At 65.6% G+C, this 16291-nt stretch carries 10 protein-coding genes and 1 pseudogene; 5 read left to right on the top strand and 6 right to left on the bottom strand.

Annotated elements, in window-relative coordinates:
* Nucleotide 1: 1 nt before the first annotated feature.
* The 3 genes and pseudogenes from ACNJYB_RS12670 (at nt 2) to ACNJYB_RS12660 (ending at nt 3000) form a co-directional block, all read left to right on the top strand.
* Nucleotides 2-1399 carry a TolC family outer membrane protein gene (locus ACNJYB_RS12670; RefSeq protein ID WP_439374269.1) on the top strand — a complete coding sequence of 466 codons (1398 nt, stop codon included), beginning with the start codon at nt 2-4 and terminating at the stop codon, nt 1397-1399.
* Between the two features lie 26 nt (nt 1400-1425).
* Nucleotides 1426-1989 (top strand): hypothetical protein, encoded by a 564-nt coding sequence (locus tag ACNJYB_RS12665; protein WP_439374268.1) that lies wholly within the window; start codon nt 1426-1428, stop codon nt 1987-1989.
* A gap of 47 nt (nt 1990-2036) precedes the next feature.
* A pseudogene (locus tag ACNJYB_RS12660) lies at nt 2037-3000 on the top strand (amidohydrolase family protein).
* A 15-nt stretch (nt 3001-3015) separates the two neighbouring features.
* Here ACNJYB_RS12660 and ACNJYB_RS12655 read toward each other — a convergent pair.
* From ACNJYB_RS12655 to ACNJYB_RS12645, 3 genes are all read right to left on the bottom strand, one after another.
* Nucleotides 3016-6132 carry an efflux RND transporter permease subunit gene (locus ACNJYB_RS12655; RefSeq protein ID WP_439374267.1) on the bottom strand — a complete coding sequence of 1039 codons (3117 nt, stop codon included), beginning with the start codon at nt 6130-6132 and terminating at the stop codon, nt 3016-3018.
* Between the two features lie 28 nt (nt 6133-6160).
* On the bottom strand, nt 6161-7405 hold the full coding sequence (locus ACNJYB_RS12650; RefSeq protein ID WP_439374266.1) for an efflux RND transporter periplasmic adaptor subunit: 1245 nt from the start codon (nt 7403-7405) through the stop codon (nt 6161-6163).
* A 145-nt stretch (nt 7406-7550) separates the two neighbouring features.
* Nucleotides 7551-8951: a CoA transferase gene (locus ACNJYB_RS12645; protein ID WP_439374265.1), complete on the bottom strand. Its 1401-nt coding sequence runs from the start codon at nt 8949-8951 to the stop codon at nt 7551-7553.
* Between the two features lie 56 nt (nt 8952-9007).
* On the opposite strand from ACNJYB_RS12645, the gene ACNJYB_RS12640 reads away from it, so the two are divergent.
* Entirely contained in the window at nt 9008-9295 is a 288-nt protein-coding gene (locus ACNJYB_RS12640; RefSeq protein ID WP_100230195.1) for a hypothetical protein, read from the top strand.
* Nucleotides 9296-9464: 169 nt separating this feature from the next.
* Nucleotides 9465-10235 (top strand): SDR family NAD(P)-dependent oxidoreductase, encoded by a 771-nt coding sequence (locus ACNJYB_RS12635; protein ID WP_439374264.1) that lies wholly within the window; start codon nt 9465-9467, stop codon nt 10233-10235.
* A gap of 256 nt (nt 10236-10491) precedes the next feature.
* On the opposite strand, the gene ACNJYB_RS12630 is transcribed toward ACNJYB_RS12635, so the two are convergent.
* Genes ACNJYB_RS12630 through ACNJYB_RS12620 form a run of 3 tightly spaced genes read right to left on the bottom strand, consistent with a single transcriptional unit; the run spans nt 10492 to nt 16245 of the window.
* Entirely contained in the window at nt 10492-13950 is a 3459-nt protein-coding gene (locus ACNJYB_RS12630; RefSeq protein ID WP_439374263.1) for an error-prone DNA polymerase, read from the bottom strand.
* Entirely contained in the window at nt 13947-15542 is a 1596-nt protein-coding gene (locus ACNJYB_RS12625) for a Y-family DNA polymerase (protein ID WP_439374262.1), read from the bottom strand. Before ACNJYB_RS12625 ends, ACNJYB_RS12630 begins: the two co-directional genes overlap by 4 nt.
* Entirely contained in the window at nt 15439-16245 is an 807-nt protein-coding gene (locus ACNJYB_RS12620) for an ImuA family protein (protein ID WP_439374261.1), read from the bottom strand. The genes ACNJYB_RS12625 and ACNJYB_RS12620 overlap by 104 nt, the downstream gene beginning before the upstream one ends.
* Between the last annotated feature and the right edge of the window lie 46 nt (nt 16246-16291).

Genomic DNA, 16291 nt, shown 5'->3' with positions numbered 1-16291 from the left:
GATGGCGCGACGTCGATCGGGCGTGGGTCCTGTGCTTGCGATATGGACCACGCTGGCGTTCTCGTGCGCCCTGCCCTCGGCTGCATGGGCCGAAGCCTTGCCCGAGGCGCTCGCAAAAGCCTACCAGACCAACCCACAACTCAATGCCGAGCGCGCGCGCCAGCGCGCCACCGACGAGAGCGTGCCGCAGGCGCTCGCCGGCTACCGTCCGCAGCTCGTGGCGAGCCTCAGCGCCGGCCTGCAATCGGTGCGCAACCTTTTGCCCAACAACACCATCCAGACCGCCGATCTGAAGCCGTGGATCATCGGCGTCACCGTGACGCAGACCCTGTTCAACGGCTTCCGCACCGCCAACAACGTGCGGGCCGCCGAGCTCCAGGTGCAGTCGGGCCGCGAGGCGCTGCGCAATGTCGGCCAGGGCGTGCTGCTCGACGCGGTCACCGCCTATACCAACGTGCTGGCGAACCAGTCGCTTGTCGAGGCGCAGCGCTCCAACGTGGCCTTCCTCCGGGAGACCCTCGCGGTCACCCAGCGCCGCCTCAATGCCGGCGACGTGACGCCGACCGACAGCGCCCAGGCCGAAGCCCGCCTCAACCGTGGCCTTTCCGATCTCAACGCCGCCGAGGTCGCGCTTGCGGTGAGCCAGGCGACTTACACGCAGGTGATCGGCAACGCACCGTCGCAGCTCAAGCCCGCCGAGGTGGTCGATCGCTATCTGCCGAAGAGCCGCGAGGATGCGCTCTCGCTGGCGATCCGTCAGCACCCGGCGGTGATGGCGGCAGGTTTCGACGTCGACGTCGCCTCGACCAACATCCGCGTCGCCGAGGGCGCGCTGCTGCCGAGCGCCAGCGTCCAGGGCAGCGCCAGCAAGAGCCGCAACAACGACCCGACACTCGGAACCTTCGCCGAGGACCAGGCCTCGATCGTCGCCAATGTCACCGTGCCGATCTATGACGGCGGCCAGGCCGCCGCGCAAACCCGGCAGGCCAAGGAGGTCACTGCACAGAGCCGGCTGGTGCTCGATCAGGTGCGGAACCAGGCGCGCACGGCGGCGGTCAGCGCCTGGGTCGCCAATGAAGGCGCCAAGATCGCGGTCTCGGCCTCGGAATCCGAGGTGAAGGCGGCAACCGTCGCGCTGCAGGGCGTGCAGCGCGAGGCGGCCGGCGGCCAGCGCACCACGGTGGACGTGCTGAACTCGCAGGCCGACCTGATCCAGGCCAAGGCCCGCCTGATCGGTGCGATGCGCGACCGCGTGATCGCCTCCTACACGCTGCTCAGCGCCGTTGGCCATCTCGACGTCAAGACCTTGAACCTGAACACACCGGACTATCTGCCCGAAGTGCACTACCAGCAGGTCCGCGACGCCTGGCACGGCCTGCGCACGCCGTCGGGGCAGTAGCCTCAAAATCTCCTGGGTCGGTGCCGATGAAAAGCCGCCGCATCCATCTGATGGGAGCTTCGGGCTCCGGGGTGACGACGCTCGGAAGCGCGCTGGCGGGCCGGCTTGCGCTGTCGCATCAAGACACCGACGATTATTTCTGGCTGCCAACCGTGCCGCCCTACCAGACGACCCGCCTCGTCGCCGACCGCCTGCGCCTGATGCGCGAGATGTTTCTGCCGCGTCTCGATTGGGTGCTGAGCGGAACCGTCACCGGCTGGGGCAACGAACTCGTTCCGTTGTTCGATCTCGTCGTCTTTGTGACGACGCCGCGCGAGCTTCGGTTGCAGCGCCTGCGTGATCGCGAGGCCGCGCATTTCGGAGCCGATGCTGTCGCACAGGGCGGCTGGCGTCATGAGGAGACGGAGTCGTTCGTGGAATGGGCCTCGCGCTACGAAGCCGGCGATCGCGAGGGCCGTAGTCTCGCAAAAGATGAAGCATGGCTCTCGGAGCTGCCCTGCCCGGTCGTGCGCGTTGACGGCTCACGCGCGCTTGCGGAGCTTGTCGAGCAGCTATGCAACGAGGCGCAGGGGCTGCCCCGGCTGATGTGATAGTGTCCCGGCACCAGTGCCAAATAACAACAACAGGGAGAGAAACCGTGCTCAACCGACGCAGCGTCCTGCTTGCCTCCCTTGCCGCCGGAGTAGCCATGACCAACAGAGCCCACGCCCGCGCGGCGCAGCCTGCGACGCCGGTCAATTTCGACGTCCCCGCGCATGCCTGCGACTGCCACACTCACATTCATGGTGATGTCGAGAAGTTTCCGTTCTTCGCCGGGCGCGTCTACACGCCGCTAGCCGGCAAGCCCTGAAGAAATGGTTGCACTGCACAAGGCGCTGCATATCGAACGCGTGGTGATCGTCACCCCCAGCGTCTACGGCACCGACAATTCGTCGACCTTGTTCGGCATGAAGGCGCGCGGTGCCAATGCGCGCGGCGTCGCCGTGATCGACGACAAGACGACCGAGGCACAGCTCGATGCGATGCAGGCGGACGGTTTCCGCGGCATGCGCCTCAATCTCGCAACTGGCGGCGTCAACGACCCCAATGTCGGAAGGTCACGCTTCACCGCCGCCGTCGAGCGCATGAAGGCGCGCGGCTGGCACGTGCAGCTCTACACCACGCTGGCCATGATCTCCGCGATCAAGGACCTGGTCGAGACGGCGCCGGTGCCGGTCGTGTTCGACCATTTCGGCGGCCTGGAGGCCTCGCTCGGCCTGGAGCAGCCGGGCTTCTCCGATCTCGTCGCGCTGGTGAAGTCCGGCAAGGCCTATGTGAAGATCTCCGGCGCCTATCGCTCCTCGAAGCTCGCGCCGGATTATCAGGACATGGTGCCGTTCGCGCGGGCCCTGATCGCGGCGAATCCGGATCGCATCGTCTGGGGCACCGACTGGCCGCATCCGGATTCGAGCCGGGTCGAAGGACGCAAAGCCACCGACATCGCCCCGCTCTACCAGATCGACGACGGACGCCTGCTCAACCAGCTGCCGGTATGGGCGCCGGACGCGGATGCGCGCAAGAAGATCCTTGTCGACAATCCGGCGCGGCTCTACGGATTTTGACGTCCGCGCCGGGCGTTAGCGCGCGCGGCGGGAGAAGAAGGAGATCAGCACCGGCAGCGTCACCAAGATCACGACCGGCGCCAGCATCATGCCGGTGACGACGACGACCGCGAGCGGCTTCTGCACCTGCGAGCCGATGCCTTCGGACAGCGCTGCCGGCAACAGGCCAACGCCCGCGACGACGCAGGTCATCAGCACGGGCCGGAGCTGCAGCTCGCCGGTGCGGATCACCGCGCTCATGCGGTCCATGCCCTCTTCGATCAGCTGGTTGAACTGCGACAGGATGATGATGCCGTCCATCACGGCGATGCCGAACAGCGCGATGAAGCCGATCGCCGCGGACACGCTGAACGCAGTGCCGGAGATCAACAGCCCCAGCACGCCGCCGAAGATCGCCATCGGGATCACGCTCATCGCGAGCAGCGTGTCGGTCATCGAGCCGAAATTGAACCAGAGCAGCACACCGATCAGCGCCAGCGAGATCGGCACCACGATGGACAGCCGCCGGATCGCGTCCTGGAGATTGCCGAACTCGCCGACCCATTCCATGTGCGAGCCCGGCGGCAGCTGCACCTGGTCGGCGATCTTCTGCTGCGCCTCGCGGATCGCGCTGCCGAGGTCGCGCTCGCGCACCGAGAACTTGATCGGCAGATAGCGTTCCTGCTGCTCGCGATAGATGTAGGCCGCGCCCGAGACGAGGCTGATGGTGGCGACCTCGCTGAGCGGGATCTGCGTGACGGTCCCGTTCGGCCCGGGCGCGCCGATACGCAGATTCTGGATCGCCTCGGCGCTCCTGCGGAATTCCGGCGCAAGGCGAACGATGATCGGGAAGTGGCGGTCGCTTCCGGGCTCGTAGAGATCGCCGGCGGTGTCACCGCCGATCGCGACCTTGATGGTGGCGTTGATGTCGCCGGGAGCGAGTCCGTAGCGCGCCGCCTTGGCGCGGTCGATGTCGATCTGGACGGTCGGCTGGCCGAGCGAGGTGAACACCGCAAGGTCGGTGACGCCCTGCACGGTCGACAGCACCTGCTTGATCTTGTTGGCGGTGTCGGTGAGCGCCTGCAGGTCGCTGCCGAACAGCTTGATCGAGTTCTCGCCCTTCACACCGGAGACGGCTTCGGAGACGTTGTCCTGCAGATATTGCGAGAAGTTGAACTCGACGCCGGGGAAGCGGTCGTCGAGCTGCTTGAGCAGTTCCGCGGTCAGCTCCTCCTTGTCGCGCGTGCCGGGCCATTGGCTGACGGGCTTGAGCGGAGCGAAGAATTCGGCATTGAAGAAGCCGGCGGCGTCGGTGCCATCGTCCGGACGGCCGTGCTGCGACACCACGGATTCGACCTCGGGCCGGGCCCGGATCACCTTGCGCATCTCGTTGACGTAGCTGTTGCCTTCCTGGAGCGAGATGGTCGGCGGCAGCGTGGCGCGGATCCAGAGATTGCCCTCTTCCAGCTTGGGCAGGAATTCGAGGCCGAGCAGCCGGCCCAGCGCCACCGTCATCACCACGAGGCCGACCGCGCCGCCGAGCACGATGCTGCGGTTGGCCACGGCCCAGTTCAGCACCGGCATGTAGAGCCGGTGCAGGATCAGCATCACGCGGGTCTCGGTCTCCTCGACATGCGCGGGCAGGATGATGGCGGAGAGCGCCGGGGTGACGGTGAAGGTGGCAAGGAGGCCGCCGGCCAGCGCGTAGGCATAGGTGCGCGCCATCGGCCCGAAGATGTTGCCCTCGACGCCGGAGAGCGTGAACAGCGGCAGGAAGGCCGCGATGATGATCGCGGCGGCAAAGAAGATCGAGCGCGAGACGTCGGCGGCAGCGCTGAGGATGGCGTGGCTCTTCATGCCGAACAGCGTCTCGTTCGACATATGCTCGTGTTCCGACACCGGCGTCGTCTGCGTCAGGCGGCGGAAGATCGCCTCGACCATGATGACGGTGGCGTCGACGATCAGGCCGAAATCGATCGCGCCGACAGACAACAGGTTCGCCGATTCCCCGCGCAGCACCAGGATGATCACCGCGAAGAACAGCGCGAACGGAATCGTGGCGCCGACGATCAGCGCGCTGCGGAGGTCGCCGAGGAAGATCCATTGCAACAGCACGATCAGCAGGATGCCGACCACCATGTTGTGCAGCACGGTGTGAGTGGTGAGCTCGATCAGGTCGCCGCGGTCGTAGATGCGCTCGATGCGTACGCCGGGCGGCAGGATGCTGGAGTTGTTGATGGTCTGAACGAGCTGGTGCACGCGCTTGATGGTCGGCGAGCTCTGCTCGCCGCGGCGCATCAGCACGATGCCCTGCACGATGTCGTCGGAATCGTCGATGCCGGCGATGCCGAGACGGGGCCGTTGCCCCACGGTGACCGTGGCGACGTCCTTGACCAGCACCGGGTTGCCGTTGGTCTGCGAGACCATGGTGTTGGCGAGATCGTCGATCGAGCGGATCAGGCCGACGCCGCGCACCACCGCGGATTGCTGGCCGATATTGACGGTGTTGCCGCCGACATTGACGTTGGAATTGCCGACCGCCTGGAGCAGTTGCGGCAGCGTCAGGCCGTTGGCGACCAGCTTGTTGAAATCGACCTGAAGCTCGTAGGTCTTGCTCTTGCCGCCCCATCCGGTGACGTCGATCACGCCGGGCACGGCGCGGAAGCGGCGCTGCAGGATCCAGTCCTGGATGGTCTTGAGATCGAGCACGCTGTAGTTCGGCGGGCCGACCAGGCGGTAGCGGAAGATTTCGCCGATCGGGCTGAGCGGCGAGATCTGCGGCTGCACGTTGCCCGGCAGCGGCGCAAGCTGCGCCAGGCGGTTCAGGACCTGCTGCAGCGCCTCGTCATAGGTGTAGGCGAAGGAGAACTGCAGCTTGATGTCGGAGAGGCCGTAGAGCGAGATGGTGCGGATGGTGGTGAGGTTCTTCAGGCCCGCAACCTGGGTCTCGATCGGGATCGTGATGTAGCGCTCGATTTCCTCGGCCGACAGGCCCGGGCTCTGCGTCACGATGTCGACCATCGGCGGGGTCGGGTCGGGATAGGCCTCGATGTTGAGCTGGTTGAACGCGATCAGGCCGCCGATCAGCACGGCCACGAACATGCCGACCATCAGGAAGCGCCGGTTGACGGCAAGGGCGACGAGGCGATCCATTCAGGTCTTCAGTTTCTTGAGTCGTCGATCAGCTGCCGGACGCCGCGCGGTCGATGAACAGGCTGCCCTTGACGACGATCTGCTCGCCGGGTTTCAGGTTGCTGGTGACTTCGACGAGGTTGCCGTTGATGAGGCCGATCTTGATCTCGCGCAGCTCGACCGACTTGTCCTCGCGCGCGACCCAGAGACGGACCTTGTCGGCTTCGTAGATCAGGGCCTGCTTGGGCACCGCCGGCGCGGCACGGTCACCGGCCGAATAGATCGTGACGTTTGCGAACATCTCCGGCTTGAGCAGGCCGTCCTTGTTGTCGATGGTGGCGCGGACCAGAAGGCGACGGGTGGTCGGATCGATCGCCGCGGCCACGTAGTTGATCTTGGCGGTGAGCGGGCGGCCCGGCAGCGCCATCACGTTGACGCTGATGTCCTGGTCGATGCACACCGCGGCCGCATCGCTCTCGCGCACGAAGGCGGTGAGCCAGACCGTCGAGAGATCGCCGATCACGAACACCGGATCGCTGGCGCCGGAATTGACGTACTGACCCGGGCCGATCTTGCGCTGCACGACCGTGCCTGAGATCGGCGAGTAGATCGTGATCTCCCGGTTGATCGTGCCCTTGTCCTGGAACGCCTTGATGGCCTCGTCGGTGAAGCCGAGGATGCGCAGCTTGCTGCGTGCGGCCTCCAGCGCCGTCACCGAGGAGCGCATGTCGTTCTGCGCCTGGACCTGGTTCGCCTCCGCTTGCTGATAGTCCTTCAGCGGAATGGCGTGGCCCTCATAGAGATCCTTCGCGCGCTTGAACTGGATGTCGGCGAGATCGATCGCCGACTTCGCCTTGTTCTGCGCGGTCATCGCGGCGATGAAATCGTTCTGGGCCTGCACGGTGTCGGCGGCCTCGATTGTGAACAGCGGTTGACCTTGCGTCAGGGTCTCGCCGGGCTTTGCGAGCAGCTTGGTGACCCTGCCCGCATAAGGCGAGAACACCGGCGTCGAGCGATCCTCGTCGACCGCGACCTTGCCCTCGGTGACATATTCGGCCCGGAAGGTCTTGGCCTTGACCGGCTCGATCGTCAGCGTCGCCCATTCGGACGGCGTCGGCGTGAAAGTCTGCGCATTCCTGCGCGACTGGCTGGAAATCTCGGAGTGGCTCTTCTCCTTGGCGCCTACATGGAGAAAGCCGTAGGCCCCGCCGCCGGCAAGAGCTAGTAAAACTACGGATGTGATCACCCGCTGTTTTGTAAGCACCTGCAATCGCTTGGTATTTTCGAGTACCATGGGGCCCGGTCGTATCTGCGACGGTCTCGGCAGACGCCTGCCTTATCGGTCGCGCTAATAGTGCCGAATTGGGATTTCAAACAACCTAAAAAACGCTTCGCTCCTTTCCGTTTGCGTTAAAATTTTGCGACGCGTCAGCCCCACGTCAGGTTCGAACCGGCCACCGTGCCGGATGACTGCCGAGTGGCATCGCCGGACGGCTCCATTGCGCCGGCGTCTTCGACAGCAGGGCCGAATGCTGCACCGCCTTCAACGTACCGAAGCCAGATGGCATGCTCTCGATGAACGCCGCATGTACGGCCTCCCCCGTAATATCCGGGGTGTTCAGTCCGCCGTCGAGCCGGCCGAGATTCCACAGCCAGCGGCCGGTCTGCGCCAGCGACACGCGGACGTGCCAGCTGCCGCCTTCGCGCGTCTGGCGCGCCCTGGCCATCATCGCGCCGAACGCCATCAGATAGCCAGTAGCGTGATCGAGCATCTGTGCCGGCAATTCCTTGGGACCCTCGATGCCCGCTGCCTCTCCCTCGGCATGGTTGAAGCCGGTCGTGGTCTGCACCAGCGAGTCGAAGCCGCGCCGCTCGGCCCAGGGGCCGGCATGGCCATAGGCCGACAGCGTGACATAGACGATGCCGGGACTGATCGTGGCAACCTCTTCAGGCGCAAAGCCGAGGGCGGCGAGCGCGCGCGGGCGATAGCCCTGCGAGAAGATGTCGGCGTCCTTGAGCAGCGCGCGCAATTGCGCCCTGCCCGCTTCGCTCTTCAGCTCGATGAAGGTGGTGAGCTTGCCGCGGCCGGTGTCGATGGTGAGCCAGGGAATGGCGGGCAGCTCGGGCCCGGATACCAAGAGCACATCGGCACCATGCGCGGCGAGCGTGCGGCCCGCGACAGGGCCTGCGATGACGCGGGAGAGATCGAGCACGCGAATGCCGGCAAGCGGACGATCGCCTTTGGGCCATGGTTTCGGCGGGGCCTCACCGACCTTCTCGATCGAGAGCAGCGGCAATTCGGCGAGCGCACGCGCCTGCGGTAGCGCCGACCATTCGTCGTACGAGCGCATCAAGGCAACGACGCCGCCCGCAGCATAGGCCGCGGTTTCAAAATCCTCGCCCTTCCACTGCATCAACGCAGCCTGCACCTTCTCGCGCTCCGCTTCGCAACCGAGCACCTTGCAGACGGCGTCGCGGTGATGCGGGAAATTGGTGTGGCAGCGGACGAAGCGGCCATCGCCCGTCCTGTAGACGCCGGCGATCGCGTCCCAGGCCGGTGGCGGCGGCTTGTCGTCGAGGCGCAAATAGCGCTCGGAGCGGCATTCGGCCACGGCGTGGCGCATGTCGACGGTGACGTCCTGCATCTGCCCGCTGCGCAGCCGCCAGATCTCGGCGGCGGCGAGACCAACGGCGGCGATCGTGGCCTGGCCGGCGACAGCGACGCGAAACGAGGACGGGATCTGCGGCTCTGTGCCGGTCAGCCGCACGCGATCGAGCGCGGCCGCCTCGCCGCCCGCGGTGGTCCAGATGTCCTTGAGAATATCGGCGGGGCTTTGCATGGCCGCTTCGCTCCCTTAATTTTCACGACCATCTCATTAGCACATAAGGAAATGCAATGGCCGCCATCGATCCCCTCACCGCGGGCGCCGTGTTCGTCGCAACGGCGGCCACCGACGCGGTCTATGTGATGTTCACCTCCGCCGTGGTCGCGCGCAAGCGCGTCCCGGCGGCGACGTGGAGCGCGATCTGGTACCTGCTCTCCTCCTACGCCGTGATCAGCTATACCGAAAACGCCTTCTATGTCGCCTTCGCCGCGATCGGCTCCTGGGTCGGCGCCTATGCATCGCTGACCTTCCTCCACCGCCCGCCCGGCGGCCCGCCGGTGGGGGCTGCGCCGGAGTGAGGCGGCCCGACCTCTCTCGACGTCATTGCGCGAGCAGCAATCCAGAATCGTTCCGCGGCGTCAGTCTGGATTGCTTCGTGGCAAGAGCTCCTCGCAATGACGACGTGGAGGCTTCTGGGCGTCTGTCGAAACAGCTACAGTCCCTGCGACCAACAAAAAGGAGCCAACAATGGATCTCGGTCTCAATGGCAAGAACGCCGTCGTGCTTGGCGGCACGCGCGGCATCGGGCGGGCGATTGCGGCGACGCTGGCAGGTGAAGGCAGCAATGTCGCGGTCTGCGCGCGCAACGCGGATCAGGTCGCGGCAACCGTCGCGGAGTTGAAGGCGAGCGGAATCCGCGCCACCGGCAGCCCGGTCGATGTGACCGACGGCGCGGCACTGAAAAGCTGGATCGAGGGTGCTGCAAAAGAGCTCGGCGGCATCGACATGCTGTTCTCCAACGCCGGCGCAATGGCACAAGGAGGCGATCCGGCGTCCTGGGAGCAGAACTTCCGGCTCGACGTGCTCGGTGCCGTGCACGCCTTCAACGCCGCGCAGCCGTTCCTCGAAGCCAGCGGCGCCAGCAGCGGCGATGCGGCCTTCGTGATCATCTCGTCGGTCTCCGCGGCGCAGGCGGACACGGCCAGCTCCTACGGCCCGATCAAAGCCGCGCTGATCCACATGGCCAAGGGACTGGCGCGGCAATACGCGAAGAAGAAGATCCGGGTCAACGTGGTCTCGCCCGGCACCGTCTATTTCAAGGGCGGCGTCTGGGAGATGATCGAGCAGAACATGCCCGAGCGTTACCAGGACGCGATGAAGCGCAATCCGACCGGCCGCATGGCGACGCCGCAGGAAATCGCGAGCGCCGCGGTGTTTCTGGCGAGCCCGGTGTCGGGGTTCACCACGGGATCCAATCTCGTGGTGGATGGCGCGATCTCGAACCGGGTGAATTTTTAGGGGGTGTGCTGACATCGCCCGGCTTTGACCGGGCGATCCCGTATTCCAGAGGCGGCTGTGATTGAGTCGAGAAGCCGCGGCGTACTGGATACCCCGCTTTCGCGGGGTATGACGACGGAGAGTGTGGCGCGCGATCGTTCGGCAAACTCGTCATTGCGTACGCAGCGAAGCAATCCAGACTGCCTCCGCGGAAAGACTCTGGATTGCTTCGCTGCGCTCGCAATGACGGCGTGGTGGGCAGCCCGCCTTACGACGCTCAACGAAAATCCCGCGACGGCGGCAGGATGCGGACGTTGCGTGGGTGGCGGATTTTTTGCGCGGGCATGTCCGCAAGCGCGCGGGGGTCTTCGTTGAGCGGCTCGACCACGGTTGCGCCTGCCGGCACCGGATGCTTGCCGCTTAGCGCATCGTTGGCGAGGCCGACCAGATCGTGCGAGCGGTCGATCAGGCGCTGGGCGATGAGATGCGTCACCTTTTCGGGGCTGCTCTGGATGTAGCCCTGAACCTCGATGAGACGCGCGCCCATCACTTCTTTGCGGTACTGCTCCATGATCTTGGGCCAGACGACGACATTGGCGATGCCGGTTTCGTCCTCCAGCGTCATGAACACGACACCGCTGGCGCTGCCCGGCCGCTGCCGCACCAGGACCACGCCGGCGCAGCGGACGCGCCGCCGCTCGTTCTCGTGGCTGATCTCCTTGCAGGCGACGACACGCTCACGCGTAAACATCTCGCGCAGGAATTCCATCGGATGCCCCTTCAGCGACAGCCGGATGGTCTGGTAATCCGCGACCACCTGCTCCGAGCGCGGCATCGCCGGCAGCGGCTTTGCGCCTTCGTCCGGCTGCTCGCGCGCGGTCGCCGCCTCGAACAGCGGCAGTGGCACGTCGTCGGGCAACCGCCGCACCTGCCACAGCGCCTCGCGGCGGTCGAGCCCGAGCGAGCGGAACGCGTCGGCATCGGCCAGCAGGATCAGCGCGCGCTTGGGCAGGCCGGTGTCGCGGGCGAAATCCTCCAGCGAGGTGAAGGGGCGGCGGTTGCGGGCCGCGATGATGCGGTCGGCCCAGTCTTCTTTCTTGTCATTCCGGCGCGTCGGGTCAGCGAGGAGCCCGGAATACATTTCTCCAGGCGTATGCGGCTCGATAGATTCCGGGTTCGCGCTTTGCGCGCCCCCGAATGACAGCTGGAAGCGTTTCAGCCTCTCCTCATCTTCATCCAGCCAATGGAAGCCGTCGATCTGGCGGAAGCCGAGACGCACGGCGCAATATTTTCCGTCAGTGTTCTCCAGCGTGTTCTGCGCAAAGCTGAAGGACACGTCGATGTCACGGACCTCGACACCGTTCTTGCGGGCATCGCCGACGATCTGCGCCGGGGCATAAAAGCCCATCGGCTGCGAGTTCAGCAGGCCGCAGCAGAAGGCGTCGGGATGGTAATGCTTCAGCCATGAGGAAATGTAGACCAGTTGCGCGAAGCTCGCGGCATGGCTCTCCGGAAAGCCGTAGGAACCAAAGCCCTTGATCTGGTCAAAGCAGCTTTTGGCGAAGCTGGGGTCGTAGCCGCGCGCGACCATGTTGCCGATCAGTTTCTCCTCGTATTGGCCGATGGTGCCGACATTGCGGAAGGTCGCCATCGAGCGGCGCAGGCCGTTGGCTTCCTCGGAGGTGAATTTTGCCGCTTCGATCGCGATGCGCATCGCCTGTTCCTGGAACAGGGGAACGCCCTTCGTCTTGTGCAGCACCTTGTAGAGCTCGTCCGCGGGACCGTGCTCCGGCGAGGGCGAGGGATAGCTCACCTTCTCGAGCCCGTTTCGCCGCCGCAAGTAAGGATGCACCATATCGCCCTGGATCGGACCCGGTCGCACGATCGCGACTTCGATGACGAGATCGTAGAAGGTCCGCGGCTTGAGGCGCGGCAGCATATTCATCTGGGCACGGCTCTCGACCTGGAATACGCCAAGCGACTCCCCGGCGCACAGCATGTCGTAAACTTTGGGATCATCCTGCGGGACAGTCGCCAGAACCCAGCGCTTGCCCTTGTGCTGATCGATCAGATCAAAGCACTTGCGGATGCAGGTCAGCATGCCCAGTGCGAGCACGTCGACCTTCATCATGCTGAGTGCGTCGACGTCGTCCTTGTCCCATTCGATGAAGGTGCGGTCGTCCATCGCGGCGTTGCCGATCGGCACATAAGTGTCGAGCCGGTCCTGCGTCAGCACATACCCGCCGACATGCTGGGAGAGATGGCGCGGGAACTCGATCAACTCGGTCGCAAGCTCGACTGCGAGGTTGATCATGGGATTTTGCGGATCGAGCCCGGCCTGCCGCACCTGCATGTCGTTGAGGCCCTTGCCCCAGCTGCCCCAGACGGTATCGGCGAGCGCAGCAGTGACGTCCTCGGTCAGGCCTAGCGCCTTGCCAACGTCGCGGATGGCACTGCGCGGGCGGTAGTGGATGACGGTGGCGATGATCGCGGCACGGTGGCGGCCGTAGCGGCGATAGACATATTGCATCACCTCCTCGCGCCGCGAATGTTCGAAATCGACGTCGATGTCGGGCGGCTCCAGCCGCTCCTTGGAGATGAAGCGCTCGAACAAGAGGTCGACCTTGGTCGGGTCCACCGAGGTGATGCCGAGCACGTAGCACACGGCCGAATTCGCCGCCGATCCCCGCCCCTGGCACAGGATGTTCTGGCTGCGGGCGTAGTGGACGATGTCGTGCACGGTGAGGAAATAATGCGCGTATTTCAGCTCGGCGATCAGCGCGAGCTCTTTCTTGAGAGTGGCGCGCAGCTTGTCGTCGATGTTTTCGATACCGCCAAAATATTTATCGACGCCCGCCCAGGCCAGGTCCTCCAGATGCCCCTGCGCGGTCTTGCCCGGCGGAACCGGCTCGTCCGGGTACTGGTATTTGAGCTGGTCGAGCGAAAAGTCGATCCTGTTCGCAAAGCGCATGGTCTCCGCGATCGCCTCGGGGAAATCGCGGAACAGCCGCGCCATCTCGCGGGGCGTCTTCAAAAAGCGTTCGGCATTGGCCTCGAGCTTCCGCCCGACCGCCTCGATCGTAGTCTTCTCCCGGATGCAGGTGAGCACGTCCTGAAGCGGACGGCGGCCGGGATCGTGATAGAGCACCTCGTTGGTTGCGAGTAGCGGCACCTTCGCCTTTGCGGCGAGATCGTCGAGCCGCGCCAGGCGCCGCCGGTCGTCGCCGCGATAGATCAGGCTGGCCGCCAGCCACACGCCCTCGGCGCGGCTGCCTTTGAGCTGGGCAAGGACATCCAGGGCCTGTACTGGCTCGAAGCGATGCGGCAGCGTCAGGATCAGGAGTTGACCTTCAGAAAACTCCAGGAGATCGGCGAAGGTGAGACGACACTCGCCCTTCTCGATCCGCGTGATGTCGTCGCCGCGCTTGCCCCGGGTGAGAAGCTGACACAGCCGGCCATAGGCCGCGCGATCGCGCGGATAGACCAGAATGTCCGGCGTGCCGTCGATGAAGACGATGCGGGCGCCGATCAGCAGTTTCGGCTTGTGCAGCACCTTGTCATTGTCGAGCTCCTTGTAGGCCCGCACCACGCCGGCGAGCGTGTTGTGATCGGCGATGCCGATCGCGGGAATGCCGAGGAGGCTCGCTTGATGCACATAAGCGCGCGGATCGGAGCCGCCGCGCAGGAAGGAGAAGTTGGTGGTGATGCCGATCTCGGCATAGGCTGATGTATTCATGCGAAGAGACCGTGCACATACCAGCCGGGAGACGCGGGCTTGCCGTCGCCGTCGAACACCTCTCCTTCGTAGAGACCATCACGGAAGATCCAGAAGCGCAGGCCCTCGGCATCCTCGATGCGGAAATAGTCCCGCGTCAGCTGCTTGCCGTCCTGCCGCCACCATTCCATGGCGATGCGCTCGGGCCCTTCCACCCGCACCACCGCGTGCAGCGCGCGACGCCAGGTGAATTGGTGTGGCGGGCCATCGGGCACGGTCGCGAACGGCACCTTGATCGGCTCCGGCTTGTCGAACAGCCGCAAGGGGCGTAGCGGCGGCTCGCTCTCGGTGCGAACAGGCCATTCGGCCTGCATGGCGGCGGCGAGATGATGCTGCGCGGGCGCGGCCAGCACCGCGTTTTCGGGGATATGGGTATCCTCAGGCAGGTGCACGACGACGCGCTTGCCTCCAATGCGCGCGGCGATGCGGTCGATCAAAGCGGCGAGCTCGTCATTGTCGTGGACATGGGCGTCGAGGTCGCGCTGCTCCTGCACCACGATCTCGGTGCGGCTCGCCGACAGCCGCACCATGTCGAAGCCGAAGCCGGGATCCAAGGGATCGGCGAGCGCATCGAGATGCTCCCGGAACAGGCGGTCGACCACCGCGCTGCGCGTCACAGGACGCCCGGTCTCGACCATGATCGCGCGCACCACGCCGTCGGTGCGGAAGAAGGCGGCCTCCAGCCGCCGCGCGCCCTTGCCCTGCTTCTCCATGGAGGCAATCAAAGTGTCGGCCAGCCGCGACAGCGTCATCGCAATCATCGTGTCGGTCGCGATCGGCTCGGCAAAGCGCTTCTCGACGATGTAGTCGGGCAGCGGCTTGCGCGGATTGATCGGCGCATCGCCCTGCCCCAGCGCGTGCGCAAGCAGGGTCGAGAACCGCGCACCGAACCGCGCCGTGATCTCGGGGGCGCTGCGCGAGGCGACATCGCCGATCGTCTTCAGGCCGGCACGGCGCAGGCCGGTGGTGATGGCCTCGCCCGCACCGAGCGTGGAGACCGGAAACCGGTCGATCGCCGCCGCCTCCTCGCCATCGGCCACGATGGTGCCAGATGCCTGCCGTGTCAGCGTACGCGCGCAAATCGAGGTACCGGCAATCGCCGCGCTGACGGCAAAACCCTGTCGACCGAGCGCCCGGACCAGCGTCTGCAACAGCGCAGCCTCGCCGCCGAACAGGTGCGCACAACCGGTGATATCCAGGAACAGGCCATGCGGCGGATCGAGCGCCACCAGCGGCGTGAAGCGGTCGCACCAGTCGGCGATGTCGCTGAGCGTCTTGGCATCGGCCACGACATCGGCGTCGAACACTCTCAGGTCCGGGCACATCGCTCGTGCATTCGCGAGCGGCTGGCCGATGTGCAGGCCCAAACGCGACGCCGCATCGTCCAGCGCATGGATCACCAGCGCGTTGTTGTCCTTGATGACGACAATGCTCGGCTCATGATCGGCCTCATGCAGTCCGGCGCTGCCAAGGAACCGCTGGATCCGGTCGATGGGCAGGCGCGGCAGCCACAGGCTGAGAATACGTCGACGGTTCACTGAACTGGCACTCATCACAATTCCATTCCATGATCCACCGGCCGCAGGGGCCATGACGATTGCGCAAGAGCGCGGCATCGAAGCGCGGCGCGCCCCAGGCGCTCCAAGGCACCGCAGGCATTGAAGCTGAGCCCGGCGGCGAATGCGCCGCGCGCAGCATCCATCGTGTCTCCGCAGTCGAAGGCAACGGCTGCGCCGCCATCCGCAGCAGGAGGCCGGTGACGCCAGAGCCTTGTGCGGCCAGCGTCAGCTTGCGGCTCGCCACGAGATCGAACTGCCTGATCTCGCCCCAGAGCTCTAGGACGACGGCACCGAGCGCATCGCAAGCGAGCGCATCGGCCGAAGTGCGCAGCGCGCTCTCGACATCGGCGGCGCGCACCATCACCACGCGGCGCGGGTCGAGGCCGAGCTCGGCAAGCCCGCTCATCGACAGCGCGCCTGTTTCGATTTCCGAAAAATCCTGCCGCACCCACAGCAGCGGCCGGCGCGCTGAGACACGCCCCGCAAGTCCCATGACAAAACCCGTCGCGGCCGCGCCCTGGCGCCCCTCGCAAAACACCTCGTGGATCGCCGCACGCGCGAGCCCGCCCTTCAGCGCGCGATCGATTTCGCCGTGGCCGAGCGCGACACGCTCGTGCTGATGCACGACTTCCGCCGTCTCGATGCGCTCGATCTGGCTGCGCAAGATCGCAAGCGCGCTTGTTCGTGCGCCGCTCATGCTCGCCGCTCCTCAGGAATTGGTGCCGTCGTCTTCAAAAGAAGAA

Origin of the sequence: Bradyrhizobium sp. SMVTL-02 (genome assembly GCF_051853005.1) — a bacterium.
Taxonomy (GTDB): Bacteria; Pseudomonadota; Alphaproteobacteria; order Rhizobiales; family Xanthobacteraceae; genus Bradyrhizobium.
Note: the sequence above shows the minus strand (reverse complement) of the source record. Positions and strands in the feature narration are given on the sequence as shown.